Annotated in this window: 16 protein-coding genes, 1 other RNA gene and 1 other annotated feature; of the genes, 3 read left to right on the top strand and 14 right to left on the bottom strand. The window is 36.8% G+C overall.

The window, feature by feature from the left end; all coding sequences use genetic code 11:
* Positions 1–8: 8 nt before the first annotated feature.
* The 5 genes from HWV59_RS19675 to HWV59_RS19695 all read right to left on the bottom strand — a co-directional run bounded on the left by HWV59_RS19675 (position 9) and on the right by HWV59_RS19695 (position 4,799).
* A complete protein-coding gene (locus HWV59_RS19675; RefSeq protein WP_102229508.1) occupies positions 9–776 on the bottom strand; it encodes a tRNA threonylcarbamoyladenosine dehydratase in 768 nt (255 codons plus the stop codon).
* A gap of 175 nt (positions 777–951) precedes the next feature.
* A non-coding RNA gene (gene ssrS / locus HWV59_RS19680) (6S RNA) lies at positions 952–1,138 on the bottom strand.
* A gap of 60 nt (positions 1,139–1,198) precedes the next feature.
* Positions 1,199–2,965 (bottom strand): aspartate--tRNA ligase, encoded by a 1,767-nt coding sequence (gene aspS / locus HWV59_RS19685; RefSeq protein ID WP_102229509.1) that lies wholly within the window; start codon positions 2,963–2,965, stop codon positions 1,199–1,201.
* A 17-nt stretch (positions 2,966–2,982) separates the two neighbouring features.
* Positions 2,983–4,254, bottom strand: coding sequence for a histidine--tRNA ligase (gene hisS, locus HWV59_RS19690; RefSeq protein WP_102229510.1), 1,272 nt, complete (start codon positions 4,252–4,254; stop codon positions 2,983–2,985).
* Between the two features lie 70 nt (positions 4,255–4,324).
* Positions 4,325–4,554, bottom strand: a binding site (T-box leader).
* A gap of 71 nt (positions 4,555–4,625) precedes the next feature.
* Entirely contained in the window at positions 4,626–4,799 is a 174-nt protein-coding gene (locus tag HWV59_RS19695) for a hypothetical protein (protein WP_175639815.1), read from the bottom strand.
* A gap of 140 nt (positions 4,800–4,939) precedes the next feature.
* Here HWV59_RS19695 and HWV59_RS19700 point away from each other — a divergent pair, with 140 nt between their 5' ends.
* A complete protein-coding gene (locus HWV59_RS19700; RefSeq protein WP_102229511.1) occupies positions 4,940–6,724 on the top strand; it encodes an SH3 domain-containing protein in 1,785 nt (594 codons plus the stop codon).
* A 189-nt stretch (positions 6,725–6,913) separates the two neighbouring features.
* On the opposite strand, the gene dtd is transcribed toward HWV59_RS19700, so the two are convergent.
* From dtd to HWV59_RS19730, 6 genes are all read right to left on the bottom strand, one after another.
* Complete coding sequence (gene dtd, locus HWV59_RS19705) at positions 6,914–7,354, bottom strand: D-aminoacyl-tRNA deacylase (protein WP_102229512.1); 441 nt, start codon at positions 7,352–7,354, stop codon at positions 6,914–6,916.
* Between the two features lie 13 nt (positions 7,355–7,367).
* Entirely contained in the window at positions 7,368–9,575 is a 2,208-nt protein-coding gene (locus HWV59_RS19710; protein ID WP_175639816.1) for a RelA/SpoT family protein, read from the bottom strand.
* A 359-nt stretch (positions 9,576–9,934) separates the two neighbouring features.
* Complete coding sequence (locus HWV59_RS19715; RefSeq protein ID WP_102229514.1) at positions 9,935–10,447, bottom strand: adenine phosphoribosyltransferase; 513 nt, start codon at positions 10,445–10,447, stop codon at positions 9,935–9,937.
* 16 nt (positions 10,448–10,463) lie between these two features.
* The gene (recJ, locus tag HWV59_RS19720; protein ID WP_175639817.1) at positions 10,464–12,818 is read right to left on the bottom strand and encodes a single-stranded-DNA-specific exonuclease RecJ; all 2,355 of its coding nucleotides are present in this window, start codon (positions 12,816–12,818) and stop codon (positions 10,464–10,466) included.
* An 83-nt stretch (positions 12,819–12,901) separates the two neighbouring features.
* Positions 12,902–13,234 (bottom strand): LapA family protein, encoded by a 333-nt coding sequence (locus tag HWV59_RS19725; RefSeq protein ID WP_102229516.1) that lies wholly within the window; start codon positions 13,232–13,234, stop codon positions 12,902–12,904.
* A gap of 38 nt (positions 13,235–13,272) precedes the next feature.
* Positions 13,273–13,566: a post-transcriptional regulator gene (locus tag HWV59_RS19730; protein WP_175639818.1), complete on the bottom strand. Its 294-nt coding sequence runs from the start codon at positions 13,564–13,566 to the stop codon at positions 13,273–13,275.
* Between the two features lie 122 nt (positions 13,567–13,688).
* Here HWV59_RS19730 and spoVB point away from each other — a divergent pair, with 122 nt between their 5' ends.
* Positions 13,689–15,260 carry a stage V sporulation protein B gene (spoVB, locus tag HWV59_RS19735; protein ID WP_175639819.1) on the top strand — a complete coding sequence of 524 codons (1,572 nt, stop codon included), beginning with the start codon at positions 13,689–13,691 and terminating at the stop codon, positions 15,258–15,260.
* 44 nt (positions 15,261–15,304) lie between these two features.
* Here spoVB and HWV59_RS19740 read toward each other — a convergent pair whose 3' ends face one another.
* A complete protein-coding gene (locus tag HWV59_RS19740; protein WP_235991781.1) occupies positions 15,305–15,958 on the bottom strand; it encodes a DUF421 domain-containing protein in 654 nt (217 codons plus the stop codon).
* Between the two features lie 227 nt (positions 15,959–16,185).
* Here HWV59_RS19740 and HWV59_RS19745 point away from each other — a divergent pair, with 227 nt between their 5' ends.
* Positions 16,186–16,569, top strand: a complete 384-nt coding sequence (locus tag HWV59_RS19745; protein WP_175639820.1) for a TIGR04086 family membrane protein — start codon at positions 16,186–16,188, stop codon at positions 16,567–16,569.
* Between the two features lie 39 nt (positions 16,570–16,608).
* Here the strand turns inward: HWV59_RS19745 and yajC are convergent, their stop codons facing one another.
* Both yajC and tgt read right to left on the bottom strand, forming a co-directional pair.
* Positions 16,609–16,869: a preprotein translocase subunit YajC gene (gene yajC, locus HWV59_RS19750; RefSeq protein WP_102229519.1), complete on the bottom strand. Its 261-nt coding sequence runs from the start codon at positions 16,867–16,869 to the stop codon at positions 16,609–16,611.
* 25 nt (positions 16,870–16,894) lie between these two features.
* Entirely contained in the window at positions 16,895–18,040 is a 1,146-nt protein-coding gene (gene tgt / locus HWV59_RS19755; protein WP_175639821.1) for a tRNA guanosine(34) transglycosylase Tgt, read from the bottom strand.
* Positions 18,041–18,093: the final 53 nt, after the last annotated feature.

Raw genomic sequence — 18,093 nt, forward strand, 5'->3', positions numbered from 1 at the left:
AAAACTGCTTATTTTTCATCCTTCACGCGGGTAATCTTTATATCCTTTAATAGATCTGTGATAACATGTCCACCCATAATCAGTCCTGCAACAGAAGGAACAAATGCATTTGATGATGGAGGCATTTTCGCTTTCCGTATTGGGGCTGCATCATTTCCAACCTCTTTCCGGACTTCCTCACGAATAACAATCGGGCTTTCATCAGAAAATACTACTTTTATTCCTTTATGAATTCCTTCTTTACGTAATCGAGTACGAATAACCTTCGCAATCGGATCTGTATGTGTTTTTGAAATATCAGCTACCTGAAATCTCGTTGGATCCATTTTATTCGCTGCTCCCATACTGGAGATAATCGGAATTTTTCTTTTTAGACATTCTTTCATTAAATGGATCTTATAGGAAATAGTATCTGATGCATCGATTACATAATCAAGATTTTGATCAAAGAATTGTTCATACGTTTCCTCTGTATAAAACATCTTTAAAGATATTACTTCACAATCAGGATTGATATCCTTTATTCGTGCAGCCATTAGGTCTACTTTTGGCTGACCGACTGTAGAAATGAGTGCATGAATTTGACGATTTACATTTGTAATATCCACATCGTCTTTATCAACTAATACCAGGCGTCCCACACCAGATCTTGCTAATGCTTCTGCTGAGAAGGACCCGACTCCTCCAACTCCTAATACAGCGACTGTGCTGTTTTTTAATATGTCTAACCCTTCTTTACCTATTGCCAATTCATTACGCGAAAATTGATGTAGCAACTAACTCACTCCAATTAATAACCTTAAATTTCTTAATCATGTCATAATGACAGTATTTTTACCTGAAAAAGAATATACCATACATTATTGAAAAAGTAAGCCCTAATTGTAAATAAAAAGGGCCAACCTCATCCACAAAAAGTGAAGAGGAAGCCCTATTAATTTTCGTCTATGTAGCAGTCCCGATTGTGCCGTCGCCATTTCCCTCGTTTTGATCCCGCACTCAGCAGGTGGGTGCTTTGTTCCAGATGTTTGTAAGTCCTCATTCGAGTGAGAGGCATTTACTCTGTCCAGAAACGTCAAGCTCCCGTATTAAAAATGTTAGGTCAAAACTAGGTGTACAACGAACACATCAGGACTATTTAATTTTGTTAGCTTAAAAAGATAATAGCATAACAAAAAATTCAATTCAAGCTTTTGACTTAGTCACGAAGCTCAAGATTTAATTCTTCTAGTTGTGCTTCACTAACAGCACTTGGTGCACTTGTTAATAAATCACTTGCACTAGCTGTTTTAGGGAATGCAATGGTGTCTCTAAGGTTTGTACGACCAGCTAGAAGCATGACCAGTCGATCTAATCCCAGAGCGATACCACCGTGTGGAGGTGTTCCATATTCAAATGCATCTAATAAGAAACCGAATTGTTCTCTAGCCTCTTCTTCAGAAAAGCCTAATAGCTTAAACATTTTTTCTTGAATATCTGTTTCAAAGATACGGATAGACCCTCCACCTAACTCATAGCCGTTAAGGACAATATCATAAGCTTGTGCTTTCATATTGGCTGGATCTGTATCAAATAATTCTACATCTTCTCGTGCCGGCATTGTAAATGGATGATGTGCAGCATAATAGCGCTTTGTTGCTTCATCATATTCAAGTAACGGCCAATCCACAACCCACAAGAAGTTAAATTTGCTTTCATCAATTAACTCTAAGTCTTTACCAAGCTTAGAACGAAGTGCTCCTAAAGCATCTGCAACAACGGATTTCTTATCAGCAACAAATACAAGTAGATCACCAACGGTTGCCTCTAATGTTTGTAACAGCCCTTTTTGCTCTTCTTCAGTAAAGAACTTGATAATTGGACCTTTTAGGCCGTCCTCCTCTACCTTTAACCATGCTAAACCTTTTGCACCATATGGAGCAACAAATTCTGCTAATGCATCCATGTCTTTTCTAGAGTATTTATCAGCTGCACCCTTAACATTTATGGACTTAACTTGACCGCCATTCGCGATTACAGTGTTAAATACCTTTAAGCCACTGTCCTTAACAATTTCACCAACATCCACAAGCTCAAGTCCGAAACGTGTATCAGGCTTATCTGATCCAAATCTGCCCATGGCTTCATCATATGTCATTCTCGGTAATGGGAGTTCAATGTCTATATTTTTTGTTTCTTTCATGATTTTTGCCATCATTTGTTCAGTCATTGCCATAATATCATCTTGACTCATAAATGATGTTTCAATATCTATTTGGGTAAATTCAGGTTGACGATCTGCACGTAAGTCTTCATCACGGAAGCAGCGGGCAATCTGATAATATTTGTCAAAACCTGAAACCATTAATAGTTGTTTAAAGATTTGAGGTGATTGTGGCAGAGCGTAAAATTCACCTTCATGCACACGACTTGGTACTAAATAATCACGAGCACCTTCAGGAGTACTTTTTGTTAAAATTGGTGTTTCAATATCTAAGAAGCCATTGTCATCTAAGAAATTTCTCATTGATCTTGTTACTTGGTGACGCATTTGAAGTGTACTTTGTAAACCTGGTCTTCTTAAATCCAAGTAGCGGTACTTTAAACGAACATCCTCTGACACTTCATCAGATTTATCTTCAATTAAGAATGGCGGGTTTTTAGCAGCATTAATAATTGTAACTTTTTCTACAATAACCTCAATTGTACCTGTTGAAACATTAGGATTGATTGTTTCTTCATCACGTTCTACCACTTTACCCGTAATATCTAACACATACTCACTACGAACTTTTTCTGCAATTGCCAATGCTTCAGCAGAAATTTCCGGGTTAAAAACTACCTGTACAACACCTGTACGGTCACGTAGGTCAATAAAAATAACCCCGCCTAAATCACGTCGTTTTGCTACCCAACCTTTTAAAACTACTTCTTCACCAATTGCTGACTCTGGAACTTCGCCACAGTAATACGTACGGCCAAACATGAAACCCTCTCCTTTTGTTACATTGTTTTTTGGTTTAAAAATGAGATCACTTGATCAAGTGCAATTTCTTCTTGTGTACCTGTTTCCATATTTTTAACGGCAATCACATTTTTTTCTAATTCGTCATCTCCTAATACTGCAACAAATTTTGCTTGATGACGATCAGCAGCTTTAAATTGAGCTTTCATCTTTTTATCTTCATAATCCTTTTCAGCAACTAACCCTGCGTTTCTCATTTCATTTAATAATGTAACTGCACGGTCTTTTGCTTGGTCTCCCATGGCCACTAAATACACATCGACACCAGCGGAAATTGGTAATTCAATTCCTTCTGCATCGAGCGCTGCTAATAAACGCTCAATACTTAGCGCAAATCCAATACCAGGTGTCTCTGGACCACCGATTTCCTGTGCTAAGCCATTGTAACGTCCACCACCACATAGTGTTGTGATGGCTCCAAATCCCTCTGCATTGCTCATAATTTCGAATGCAGTATGATTATAGTAATCCAATCCTCTAACAAGTCCCGGATCGACTTCAAAATCAATACCATTTGCAGTTAAATACTGCTGAACCTTGTTAAAGTATTTCTTAGAATCTTCATTTAAGAATTCAAGTATAGATGGAGCAGTTTCCATCAGTTCATGGTCTCTATCCTTTTTACAATCTAATATTCTTAATGGATTTTGTTGCAGTCTTTTTTGACAATCAGAACAAAATTCTTCAATCCTTGGTTCAAAATGAGCAATTAGTGCTTCACGGTGAGCCTTACGACTTTCACTATCACCTAAGCTATTAATGACTAGCTTTAAGCTTTTTAAACCAAGTGTTTGATATAAATTCATTGCTAGAGAAATAACTTCTGCATCAATTGCAGGATCATTACTTCCAAGTGCCTCTATACCAAATTGGACAAATTGACGGAAACGACCTGTTTGTGGACGTTCATAGCGAAACATTGGTCCAATATAATACAACTTTGTTGGTTGTGAAGGGCTTGCATATAGCTTTTTCTCTACAAAAGCACGTACAGTTGAAGCTGTTCCCTCCGGACGAAGAGTAATACTTCTTCCTTTCCGATCTTGAAATGTATACATTTCCTTTTGGACGATATCGGTACTTTCCCCAACACCACGAGCAAAAAGCTCTGTATGTTCGAAAATAGGTGTACGAATCTCCTTATATTGATATCTCTTACATAAATCACGTGCAGTATTCTCAACAAACTGCCACTTCTCAACCTCTCCAGGTAAAATATCCTGAGTACCTCTAGGAATCTGGAATGACATTAGATTTTACCTCCCAAACTTAAATAAAAACAAAATTTTACAACAACAAAAAAACTCCCGTCCTACAAAATGTAGGGACGAGAGTTATACCCGTGGTTCCACCCTAGTTGAAATAACCATCTATTTCCACTCGATCAGTTAACGCCTGTCACGTTCAACTCCTACTAAACTTACTGTTTTTCAGAGAGAAACCTAAGGAGTGTTTTTCAATAAGTCATCATGCAGAAATGCTTTCAGCCTAAGGCATTTCCTCTCTTTTCATGTGTCATCTTATTTACTGTTCTCCCTCATTGGTTCACAATGATATGTATGTTGTCATTAAATAATACTTTCGAATTTTATCTTATCATACGTATCTTTGCAGTATATTGTCAAGACCGATTTAAATGTTTTTTTAAATTCTTTACTTCTCTTAAAGATATTCCAAATTCAGAAGCAAGTTCAAAAGAAGATTCATTTTGCTCTTTTGTCATAAAATCATGCAAGTTTACTCCGAACACATCTTTATTGGCGTGCATTAATTCCCCTTTGTCGTTATTTCTCATTTTACTTTACACCTCTTCTTTTCAAAGTCATTAATATCTTTTCCTATTTTGGAAAAATTTATTTCAAATTTCCTAAAGGAATGTCGATATAAGTAGAGAAGTGTTTAATTTGACTAATTTTATATAAAAGGAGGTTTATCGTGATTCGCAAAATCATGACCATATCAATATGTTTCACATTTGTGATTTTATCCTTTTTTGCTCATTTTTCACCTTCAACTGCTAAGGCTGCTGATCAAGTAACCATAAATGTTGATGGACTAAATGTACGAAACGGGGCAGGTCTGACATACTCTGTCATTGCCAAAGTGAAAAAAGGCCAAACATATGATGTGGTAGAAAAGAAAAATGATTGGATTAGAATTAAATTATCAGCAAATACATCTGGATGGGTGGCCAATTGGTTAGTCACTCAAAAAAAAGCAACAAATACATCCAAACCGTCTGTTTCAGCAAGTAATGGATCAACTGTTGAATCCACTGCTACAGGACTGAGACTCCGATCTGGCCCAGGAACTTCATTTGGGATAATAGGTGTATTTGAAAAAGGAAAAACAGCCACATATGTAGAAAAAAGCGGTGAATGGATTAAGGTTTCCTATTCAGGAAAAACAGGCTGGGTATCCTCAAGCTATGTAAAGGTCAAAAACGCAACATCAACACAAGGTGCTTCAAGTACTTCGTCTGGAAAAACCGCTTCTGTGACAGCATCTTCTTTAAATGTTCGTAAAACTGCTTCTACCTCAAGTAGTCGTGTTGGAAGCCTTAAGAAAAATGAGACCGTTACAATTGTAAAAGAATCAGGAAATTGGGTTCAAATTAAAACAAAAAATATCTCCGGTTGGGTACATAGTGATTATTTGAAGATCAAATTGAACACTTCAAGTCAAAAAGATAACACTTCTACTACTCCAGCTCAAAGCTCTACTGCTAAAGGTAGCGGAAAAGTTACCGCAACAAGTTTAAATGTACGGAATAGCGGCTCACTTAGTGGAGGGGTTGTTGGTTCTGTCACAAAAGGAACTAAGGTAACAATACTTGAGGAAAAGAATGACTGGTATAAGATATCATTTGGGTCAAATAAAGTTGGTTGGGTTGCAGGTTGGTACATAGCCAAAGAATCTACTCAAACAAGTAATACAGGTTCAGGGAAAAACTCCCAGCATGTAAAAATTATTTATAACGGTACTAATATCCGATCAGGTTCTTCTACTTCCCATTCAATTCTCAAACGGGCAAATTTAGGGGATACTTATGAAATTATTGATAAAATTGGCGATTGGTATAAAATCAATCTCGGGAGTAATAAGACAGGGTTTATTGCGGGTTGGGTGGTTGAAACACCAGGTGTTAGCACACCTGTTACGAAGCCGGGAGCTTCCCAATACCTTAAAAACAAAACAATTGTCATCGACCCTGGCCATGGAGGCCGGGACAGTGGGGCAGTTGGGGCATCAGGGACGTTGGAGAAAAATGTAACACTCTCTACAGCAAAGCTGGTTTATGATAAGCTGAAATCTGCAGGTGCAAATGTTTTTATGACTCGGTCAAACGATACATATATTAGCCTAAATTCCCGGGTTAGTACATCACATTATCGAAATGCAAAGGCTTTTATTAGTATTCATTTTGATAGCACAACGAATCGAAGTGTTTCCGGGACAACAACTTATTATTATAACTCACTGAAGGATGGTCCTTTAGCGAAGAATATAGGTAATGAACTTGTGAAACAAACAAAAATGAGGGATAGGGGCCAAAAATTCGGTAACTTTCATGTTCTTCGAGAGAACAAAGCTCCTGCTGTATTGCTTGAATTGGGCTTCTTAAGCAACCGAACAGAAGAATTAACAGTGGCAACAACGAGTTATCAAGAAAGGGCTTCACAAGGAATTTTTAATGGCCTGGCCCAGTATTTTAAGTGATAAAGTAAGCATACTGACTGAAAAGTGAATTCGTAGTTGCATTTATTCTGATTTCTTAAAATTAGCAACTTCGTCGAGTAATTTCCTTGCAGCTAATTTGGACTTACTTATACTATCATCCATAAAATTTCACTTTATGTCGTATAAAAAAGGTTATCCTTCATTCACAACAGAAGAAGGATAACCTTTTTATTTACTCTCAATAATTAATGTCACGGGACCTGTGTTTGTAAATTGGACATCCATCATAGCTCCAAATACACCTGTCTCAACCTGTAATCCTTTTTCCCTTAACATACGATTAAAGGACTCATATAGCACCTGCGCCATATCAGGCTTTGCTGCGTTCATATAATTAGGTCTTCTGCCCTTTCGGCAATCTCCATACAGTGTAAACTGAGAAACAGATAAAACCTGTCCACCCACATCAAGAAGAGAATGGTTCATTTTACCGGATTCATCTTCAAAAATTCTTAAATGAGCAATTTTTTCAGCCAAGTATTCTGCGTCTGCTTCAGTGTCATCATGGGTTATTCCAACCAGCACCATTACACCCTTATCTATTTGACCAACTACTTTTTCATCCACCGTTACTTTTGCATGAACTGCACGTTGTACAATTACTTTCACAATAAAACCTACCTTAATTCATCATTCTTCTAACAGAATATATATCTGAAATTTGTTTAATTCGTTCAACTACTTTTTGCAGATGGTTAATATTCGAAATCGAAATCGCCATGTTAATCGTTGCAACTTTGTTTCGATCTGATTTACCTGAAACAGATGAAATATTTGTTTTCGTTTCATTTACTGCTTGTAATACTTCATTTAACAAGCCTCGGCGATCATAACCTAAAATTTCAATTTCGACATTGTATTCTTTGCGACTTGACGAAGGCTGATTTTCCCATTCAACATCGATTAATCGTTCTTTAGCATCCTCAGTATGAACATTTGTACAATCAGAGCGATGAACAGAAACTCCTCTGCCTTTAGTAATAAAGCCGACAATATCATCACCCGGAACTGGGTTACAGCATTTCGAGAGACGTATTAATAAATTATCAATCCCTTTAACCTGTACACCTGCATCACGCTTTTTGGATGTAGAATGCGGGACTTGTTTTGTCTCAGCCATAACCTCTTGAATGTTTTTTTCTTGTTCTTCCTGATCACGCTTTTTACGCCACTTTTCTGTTAGACGATTTGCAACTTGCAGTGCCGTTACACCATTATAACCAACAGCAGCATACATATCTTCTTCATTCGAAAAGTTAAATTTTTCAGCAACTCGTTGCAAATTATCAGCCGTCATAATTTCTTTTACATTAAAATCTAAATTTTTAATCTCAGTTTCAACCATTTCTTTTCCTTTTTCAACGTTTTCTTCACGACGTTGCTTTTTAAAGAATTGGCGAATTTTATTTTTCGCTTGAGAAGTTTGAGCCAGTTTCAACCAATCTTGACTAGGGCCATATGAGTGTTTGGATGTTAAAATCTCAATGATATCCCCTGTTTTTAACTTATAGTCAAGAGTGACCATTTTGCCGTTGATTTTTGCACCAATGGTCTTATTACCAATTTCTGAATGGATTCGATAAGCAAAATCAATCGGAACAGAACCAGACGGCAGTTCAATCACATCACCTTTAGGGGTGAAGATAAATACCATGTCCGAAAACAAATCGATTTTAAGTGATTCCATAAATTCTTCTGCATTTGTTACATCATTTTGGAATTCTAATATTTCTCTGAACCAAGACAATTTTTTCTCTAATGTTGTTTTTTCATCAACATCTTTTCCCTCTTTATATGCCCAGTGGGCAGCAATCCCGTATTCAGCAATTTGATGCATTTCAAACGTACGAATCTGCACCTCAAGTGGATCTCCCTTAGGACCGATCACAGTGGTATGAAGAGATTGATACATATTTGGCTTAGGCATGGCAATATAATCTTTAAATCGACCAGGCATCGGCTTCCAACAAGTATGAATAATACCTAATACGGCATAACAATCTTTAATGCTATTAACAACAATTCTAACCGCTAAAAGATCATAAATCTCATTAAATTGCTTATTTTGAAGAACCATTTTCCGGTAAATGCTGTATATATGCTTTGGTCTTCCCGAGAATTCAGCTTCAATATTGACCTCATCAACTCTTTCACGAACCTCATCAATGACTTGATCTAAATATTCCAGGCGTTCCTGGCGCTTCTTCTTCATTAAATTGACAATTCGATAGTATTGCTGGGGGTTTAAATAACGTAAAGATGTATCTTCTAATTCCCATTTAATTTTCGAAATCCCTAATCGATGAGCCAAAGGAGCAAAAATCTCCAACGTTTCATTTGAAATACGTCGCTGTTTCTCCTGCGGAAGATGTTTAAGAGTTCTCATATTGTGTAGTCGATCTGCCAGCTTGATAAGAATAACACGAATATCCTGGGCCATCGCTACAAACATTTTCCTATGGTTTTCAGCCTGTTGTTCTTCTTTTGATTTATATTTAATTTTCCCTAACTTTGTTACACCATCAACCAGCATTGCCACTTCATCATTGAACTCTGCTCGTAGATCATCTAACGTAACATCCGTATCCTCCACCACATCATGAAGAAATCCTCCTGCTATTGTAGCTGGATCCATCTCTAAATCTACCAAAATGCCTGCAACTTGAATGGGATGTATGATATAAGGTTCGCCTGATTTACGGAATTGTTCACGATGTGCTTTTTCAGCAAAGTCATAAGCACGCTGAATAAAAACAGTATCTTCGGCTGACAGATAACGCTGTGCTTTTTGAATTACTTGCTCAGAAGATAAAACTTGTTCATTAGCCATGAAATCACCTTTTTATATTGAGAACTTTATTTGAAAATCTTTTACTAAAAGAATTTATTTATAAAAATCGAGTGACAAATAACATCAATCGCTTAGAAATTTTACTATATTGTAACTATTATCAATAAAAAAACACGAGATGTAAAGAGAAAACAGTATTTTTCACACTAGCCAGATAGTGGTATAAGACGATTTACACAAAAGGTATAAAAATAATGGAATAAAATGAATTACAACAGATTTTGATTACCTTTAATCAAATCATTGAAGTAGTATATGCAATTTGCAAAAAAAGCACCCATTTGAGTGCTCTAAGAATAATGGGGACCGAGTTGCAAATAACTCAGGTCCCCATATAATTAAAATGTCATTAACGTTAAAACATCGTATCCATCTAATAATCTACGACCATCTAAGTAAGATAATTCAATTAAGAAAGCAATTCCCGCAACAACGCCGCCTAATTCTTCTACAAGTTTGATTGTTGCTTCAATCGTTCCTCCAGTTGCCAATAGATCATCTGTAATTAATACTCTTTGTCCAGGCTTTATCGCATCTTTATGGAGGGTAAGAACATCCTTACCATATTCAAGACCGTATTCAACGCGTACAACTTCACGAGGTAATTTTCCTTCTTTACGAACCGGTGCAAAACCCACTCCTAAAGAATATGCTACTGGGCACCCAATAATAAAGCCGCGTGCCTCTGGACCAACAACAATGTCAATCTCTTTCTCACGAGCATATTTCACAATTTGGTCTGTTGCATATCGATAAGCATCCCCGTTATCCATTAGTGTTGTAATATCTTTAAATTGAATTCCTGGCTTCGGATAATCAGGAACAACTGTTACAAATTGCTTTAAATCCATTTTTCCTTTGTCCTCCTTATACACCTACAGGAGCATCTAATGAAAACCTTTGTTCAAACCACTGTTTAAGCTGCATGTAAGATGTATATAATAACGTTTTTTCTAGTTCAATTTGTTTTTGCTTTTGGGCATAGGTTTTCGATTCACTTAAATCTCTTTTTCGAGATGAAGAATTTGTCGAAATAACACCATTCTCTATTGTAACAAATTCTAGCTCAAAAAACACCTGTGACATAAATTCTATCGTTTCTTTTGTCCAGCCTTTATGTTTAGCTAGAAGTTCACCTTGTTCACGAAGCTTAAACGAGCCTTGCTTTAATAGAAAACCATAGTACCATTTAAAATGCTCTCTTGTTGGTATTGTTGAAAAGAAGTGATCTACTTCTTGTTTAAACACAGAATATATTCTTGCAGGTTTCCCTTTTGAAAATAGCTCGTCCAATAATTCGATAGAAGAAGGTATATCTAATAAAAGAAGATGTTTATCTCGTACATCAATTTTTCCTGCATCCTCTTCAGATGTTATGTGTAATGTTTTATGATTAAAGCCTTTTTTCAGAAGATCTTCATATGTTTTTGCCTGAAATGTAATAATCTGACCATCTTCACTGGATGAAAGAGAATCGATAAGCTTGTCAACATTTCTAGAACCTCTAAAGTCAAATAACTGCCATTGATTTACTTTTAAATCCTGCAGCATAATTTGCGGCTTCCGCAAATTATTCCATTCATTTATTGATAGCTCTCCAATAGCAGAAACTGTTACAGCTGGTGAGAGCTCATCATGGATATAGCCCATGCCAAAGCCAACACAATCAAGCTGCTGTTCTTCCTGAGCAAAAACAATTTTTAAATGATTTTGCTCTGCTCCTATTTTACGAACATTTGCCAATGTCACATCTTTTACATGAATAATTGGCTTTGGGTTGTTCATACCAAACGGAGATAGCAGTTGCATCTCCTCAATTGACTTTACAGAAATATCTTCTAATTTACAGCTTACATCAACTTTGGTAACAGGAATAAAATCTTTTTCCGTTAGAATATTATTTGCTTTTTCTATTAGTCTTTCACGAAGCTCATTCACATTTTCAAGTTGTAATGTCATACCCGCAGCCATAGGATGACCACCAAAATGAGGTAAAATATCACGGCAAGTTGATAAATTTTCGAACAGGTCAAACCCTGCAATACTTCGTGCAGAACCTTTTGCAATGCCTTTTTCCTTGTCAATACTTAGAACAATTGTTGGTCTATAAAAGCGATCAACTAATCTTGAAGCTACAATCCCTACAACACCGGGATTCCAGCCTTCCTTGGCAATGACAAGGACAGGATTTTGTTCAATAGGAAATCGGGTTTCAACTTCTTCAACCGCTTCCTCTGTCATCGTATTCACCAGCTTTTGTCTCTCTTTATTAAGAGAATCTATTTCTTCAGCAATCATCATCGCTTCTTCTTCGTCTTCTGAGAGAAGGAGATCAACTGCAGGATCTGCCGATTGTAACCTTCCAACAGCATTTATTCTAGGACCAATTGCAAATCCAATTGTCTCTTCGTTTATTTCCTGCAGCTTTACATTGGCAATCTTCAACAGCGCCTTTAATCCAATACGATTTGTTGTTTTCAATTGTTGAATACCGCGCTTTGCTATCAATCTATTTTCTCCATGAAGAGCAACTAAATCTGCAATTGTACCTATTGCCGCAACCTCTAATAAATCTGTTGGAACATCACCCAAAAGTGCATGGCTTAATTTAAAAGCAACACCTACTCCGGCTAATTCCTTAAATGGATACATGCATCCCGGCTGTTTAGGATGTATAATCGCTAATGCGGCAGGTAAAACAGGGCCTGGTTCATGGTGATCAGTGATTATTAAATCTACACCTAATTCCTTCGCTACTTCCGCTTCATGTACCGCAGCAATTCCGGTATCAACCGTTATAATTAATGAAAAGCCGCGTTCATGTGCAAGTCTAAATGCAGCTTCATTCGGTCCATACCCTTCTGAAAAGCGGTTTGGAATATAAAAATCTGCTATGGCGCCTAAGTTTCTTAAAGTAGTTAATAATACTGTTGTGCTACTTACTCCGTCAGCATCATAGTCACCATAGACTAATATATGTTCATTGTTTTCAATTGCCTTTTGAATACGTTGTACAGCTATGTCCATATCTTTTAAAAGATATGGATCGTGAAAACTTTGTGATTCTGTTTCTAAAAATTCACGTGCCGCTTCAACAGAATTAATTCCTCTATTAACTAGTAACGAAGCAACTAGTGGAGTCACCGATAAATTCTCTCTTAAATCTTGAATGAAGGTTTCATCAGATGATTGAATCATCCACCTTGTTTTTGCCTTTAACATAGTTTCACCCCTCAACCTACTTATTATACAAGAGTGGCTAAGGGGTTTCAATTTAAGGATTATTCCATTGAAGAAAGTTATTTCTATGCTTGATCTGTTTGTAACTTTGTATCACCATGATCAACAGCTTGATTTTCATTTGCTTTTTCAGCTAAAGTGCTGATTTCCTCATGTAACTTTTTATTTTCTTTTTCCAATGCTTTTAGTTTTCGATTGAGGGAAATAATTCTAACAACTCCTGTAGAGGCAACCATAAAGCCGCCCATAAATACGGAGCCCAGGATAATTAAAATGAGCGGCCATTCCGCTTTCCCGAATAAATAATCTACTTCAACAGCTTCAACATTAATCACAGCAAATATGGCAATAATTAATGCAAAGATAATGGCTAGTATTAAACTCCACTGGCGCTTCATCCTCATCCCTCCTTTTTTGTAAAATAAATAGAAGGAAACTATATTAGACCTTTTAATAGATCCTGTCCTTCTTCACTTTCAAACCAGTTGCCTCCTTTAAAAGATTCAACTGTCGCAAAATTCATAAATTCGCCTACTTGAAGAGCAAGCACATCTCTTACAACTTCATGCACAAATAGTTCTGGTGTTTTTTTCCACTTCTTCGATTTTAAATACATCCAAAGCCTTTCTTCTGTTACCTCTTCATAACCAAGTAAGATAAATTCTTCCAGCTTACTTTTTATTGCCGGTCTTACATGGTCTCTGAATTCATCAAACGGCTGTTTATTCATCACTACACTCCCTTTTATTTCAACAATTCATATTCTACGCTAGAACTTGTCATGCTTGGCCTATTCGCTCGCATATAGTAATTGTATATGATTCCACGTTAATTGAGAAGGCAGGGAGAACTATGTCAAAGCAAACGTTCCTTAAAGGAACGCTAATCTTAATTCTAGCAGGGTTTATTACTCGTGTCCTAGGTTTTATTAATCGAATTGTTGTTGCCCGGTTTATTGGTGAGGAAGGTGTAGGGCTATACAATATGGCTGTTCCAACTCTTGTGTTAGTCATTACAATTACTCAACTCGGATTACCTGTTGCAATATCAAAGCTTGTTGCCGAAGCTGAAGCACAGGGAGATCGTCGCAAAATAAAAAAAATCCTTGTTGTGTCACTATCTGTGACCGGCACATTAAGTCTTATCTTTACCCCAGCCATGATTTTACTAGCACCTTATTTATCACAGCATGTCTTTACTGATGAACGTACGTATTGGCCGCTTTTGGCTATTGCACCTGTCGTACCTATTGTCGCGATTTCTTCGGTTATCCGCGGATATTTCCAAGGAAAACAAAACATGCGTCCTGCAGCTATTTCACAAGTATTGGAACAAGTAATCCGAATCTCTCTTGTTGCCGTTTGTACAAGTGCTTTTCTACCTTACGGAATTGAATTTGCAGCTGCAGGTGCTATGATTTCCGCTGTTATTGGCGAATTAGCCTCACTCCTGTATTTAGCAACAATGTTTAAATTGAAAAAGAAAATAAAAATCCGCAGGAAATTTTTCAACTCAGTTAAAAATGGGAAAGAAACATTAAATCAGCTAATGAACATTGCCCTTCCTACAACAGGAAGCAGGTTTATCGGGAATATTTCTTGGTTTTTCGAACCAATTGTTGTTGCAAATAGTCTATATATTGCAGGAGTCGCAACTGCCGCTGCAACAAAACAATACGGTGCACTCACTGGATATGCAATACCCTTACTTATGCTTCCATCATTTATTACTTTTTCGTTATCAACATCATTAGTTCCTGCTATTAGTGAGGCAATGGCTAACAACCAATTAAAAACAGTTGAACATCGACTACAGCAAGCATTACGTTTGTCCCTTATTAGTGGAGGACTAGCCTGTGTCATTTTATACGTATTTTCAGATCCGCTAATGACTGTCATGTACGGAACGAATAAATCAGCTATATTTGTACAGGTAATGGCTCCTTTCTTCATCTTTCATTATTTTCAAGGTCCTTTGCAGGCAGTTTTACAAGCGTTAGATCTAGCAAAAGCTGCGATGATTAACAGTTTGATTGGCTCAGTTGTTAAAACTGCCCTAATCTTTGTTCTTGCCACACGGCCTTCCCTTGGAATAATGGGAGCTGCTCTAGCCATTGTTATCGGAATCATGCTTGTAACTTTACTACACTTAGCTACAGTCATTAAGGTTGTACCATTTACAATACATGTTAGAGAATATATAAAGAGTGGAATGACAATGATAATCGCAGGATTAGCCGGATTCTTCACCTATGAGTACCTATTCGAAAATATACCTCTTATCATTAGATTGCTTACTTGTTTAAGTATCACAACGATTATTTACTGTTTACTCCTACTTGTCTTTAAATTAGTGGAAAAGGATGAGGTAAATCGTATTCCTTTTATAGGATCCTATCTTTCAAGACTTATACCTATAAAATAATGAAGAAAGAGAAGCTGAGTTTTGTTCAACTTCTCTTTTTTAATTTATTCTTCATGCTTTAAATCAATATAAAATACTCCATTTCCAAACGTACAAAGAGATATTTGTTTTGTTTCGCTATAACCTAATTTTCTAAGCTGCTGTCTTAACCAAAGATTGTTTTTATTAATAACATCTAAATTATTTTCTTGAATAACTCCATCAACAATGAGCGGCAATTGTAATTCCGTCTGTTTATTATTCTCTTTTTGTTTTTCAATAACAGATAGCTTTCCAGATGGTTCAAGAATGGCAAATTCGACATCCGCCACATTACCAATATTCTTATCCCGAAGCTGAGTCATTAAATCATCGAAATTATATCGTTGTGTCTCCATTGCATGCTCATCAACTTTTCCCCTGTTAATGATAATCGTAGGCTTACCATCTAATAAATGTCTAATTTTTTGATTTTTTAGAGATATATAGGCCAAGGAGATTTGAATGATCATCAAAATAAGCATTGGAATGACAGTATGTATAAGTGGATCCTTAGGATCTTCAATGGCCGTTACGGCCATTTCAGCAATCATAATAAAAACAACTAAATCTAAGATACTCAATTCTCCTATTTCTCTTTTCCCCATTACTCTAAATATAAACACGATGAGAAAATAAAGGAATAACGTTCGAATCAAGATCGTTAAATAATACTCCACCGCATGTTCTCCTTTCCACCTAATTCCTTAACACTTATTTTGAACGATATGCTTTGTTTTATGTAAGGATTTCACATTCCATCTTAAACACATATTTGAAATCACTTTCTGTATGTGCATCTATTTTAATATTTGTAGTCTATTTTTCCCTTCGATGAATATTCTGTAATAAGACGAGCATAAACAGGCTCGAATTTAACTTGTATAGGTTGAAAGGGGGAAGCTTTGTGGAAACAAAAAAATGGGGAAAAGCGATCCTTTATGGTCTTATCACCATTTTTGCTATGGCTCTTGTTACGAGTCTCATATTTTCTTTACTTCTAAAATTCACAAGTCTCACTGAATCTTCAATTACATGGCTCATTCTCGGGTTATCTATTTTGGCATTGTTCATCGGCGGCTTTGTCGCTGGAGGAAACGGAAAGGAAAAAGGGTGGCTGATCGGTGGCATCACGGCTCTTCTTTTCTCACTGATCATTCTTTTATTTAAGTTTTTAGGGCATGGTCAAATTTTTTCCATGGAAGAACTAATGTATCACGGAGGGTTTTTATTAGTTGCTATGTTAGGTGGAATATTTGGAGTGAATACAGCTTCTTCCAGGGCAAAATAAAAAACCAGGGACTTACACCCTGGTTTTATTATGTACTTATTAATCTCTGACAACTTCGCGTACAGATTTACGATCGAATGTAAGACGAGTTCCATCTCCAACCTTTAGAACGATTTTGTTCTCATCAATTGAGTCAAGGATACCATGTAATCCACCGATTGTAACAATCTTGTCACCTTTTGCAAGGCTATTTTGCATTTCACGCACCGCTTTTTGTTGTTTTTGTTGCGGACGAATCAGCAAGAAATAAAAGATTGCAAACATTAGTACTAATGGTAAGACTGTTCCTAACATTTCCATTTATATCACCCCTTTCATGCAAGTATTAGAAGTTTTTAGCATTCGGTTTATTAAAGCCATACGCTTCAAAAAATTCATCGCGGAAATCACCTAAACGATCTTCACGGATTGCTTGTCTAACTTTCTCCATTAAGTTTACCAGAAAATATAGATTATGATAAGAAGTTAATCTCAATCCAAATGTTTCATCACTTTTTATTAAGTGGCGAATATAGGCACGTGAGTAATTTCTACATGTATAGCAATCACAATTCTCATCTAACGGTCCGAAATCCCTAGCATACTTGGCATTTTTTACAACTAAGCGCCCTTCGCTTGTCATGAGTGTCCCATTTCTGGCAATTCGTGTTGGAAGTACACAATCAAACATGTCAATTCCACGAATAGCACCATCGATAAGAGAGTCAGGTGAGCCTACACCCATTAAATAACGCGGCTTGTTATCAGGCATTAAAGGTGTTGTGAATTCTAACACACGGTTCATCACATCTTTCGGTTCCCCAACTGATAAGCCGCCAACTGCGTATCCTGGAAAATCCATTGACACCAAGTCTCTGGCACTTTGCTTTCTTAGCTCCTCATACTCTCCACCCTGAATAATTCCGAAAAGACCTTGATCATTAGGTCGTGAATGAGCTTTTAAACAACGTTCTGCCCAGCGACTGGTCCGTTCAACAGACTTCTTCATATAATCATATTCAGCAGGATATGGTGGGCATTCATCAAAAGCCATCATAATATCAGATCCTAAATCATTTTGAATCTGCATCGCTTTTTCAGGGGATAAGAAAAGCTTGTCTCCATTTAAATGATTACGGAAATGAACTCCTTCTTCTTCAATTTTGCGGAACTCACTTAAACTAAAGACCTGGAATCCTCCTGAATCAGTTAAAATGGCCCGATCCCAATTCATAAATTTATGAAGGCCTCCAGCTTCCTTAACAATCTCATTTCCTGGACGTAACCACAAATGATATGTATTACTTAGAATAATACCTGCTCCCATTTCCTTAAGCTCTTCTGGTGACATTGTTTTGACCGTTGCTAATGTCCCAACAGGCATGAACACAGGCGTTTCAAAACTGCCATGTGGAGTATGAACTCTTCCAAGACGTGCTCCTGTTTGTTTACATGTTTTTATAAGTTCGTACCGAATTGGTGAAGTTGACACCTTATTTCCTCCTTAAATAAGAAAAGTGTAAGAGCTGTTCAACAGCTCATCCA

The organism is Metabacillus schmidteae (assembly GCF_903166545.1).
In the GTDB taxonomy this organism is placed as follows: Bacteria; Bacillota; Bacilli; order Bacillales; family Bacillaceae; genus Metabacillus; species Metabacillus schmidteae.

Bases quoted from the DNA above. Each gene is read 5' to 3' on its own strand.
- HWV59_RS19730 (WP_175639818.1), bottom strand. From the start codon at position 13,566: ATGAATAAACAGCCGTTTGATGAATTCAGAGACCATGTAAGACCGGCA.
- HWV59_RS19725 (WP_102229516.1), bottom strand. From the start codon at position 13,234: ATGAAGCGCCAGTGGAGTTTAATACTAGCCATTATCTTTGCATTAATT.
- yajC (WP_102229519.1), bottom strand. From the start codon at position 16,869: ATGGAAATGTTAGGAACAGTCTTACCATTAGTACTAATGTTTGCAATC.
- HWV59_RS19710 (WP_175639816.1), bottom strand. From the start codon at position 9,575: ATGGCTAATGAACAAGTTTTATCTTCTGAGCAAGTAATTCAAAAAGCA.
- HWV59_RS19695 (WP_175639815.1), bottom strand. From the start codon at position 4,799: ATGAGAAATAACGACAAAGGGGAATTAATGCACGCCAATAAAGATGTG.
- aspS (WP_102229509.1), bottom strand. From the start codon at position 2,965: ATGTTTGGCCGTACGTATTACTGTGGCGAAGTTCCAGAGTCAGCAATT.
- spoVB (WP_175639819.1), top strand. From the start codon at position 13,689: ATGTCAAAGCAAACGTTCCTTAAAGGAACGCTAATCTTAATTCTAGCA.
- hisS (WP_102229510.1), bottom strand. From the start codon at position 4,254: ATGTCATTCCAGATTCCTAGAGGTACTCAGGATATTTTACCTGGAGAG.
- recJ (WP_175639817.1), bottom strand. From the start codon at position 12,818: ATGTTAAAGGCAAAAACAAGGTGGATGATTCAATCATCTGATGAAACC.
- HWV59_RS19715 (WP_102229514.1), bottom strand. From the start codon at position 10,447: ATGGATTTAAAGCAATTTGTAACAGTTGTTCCTGATTATCCGAAGCCA.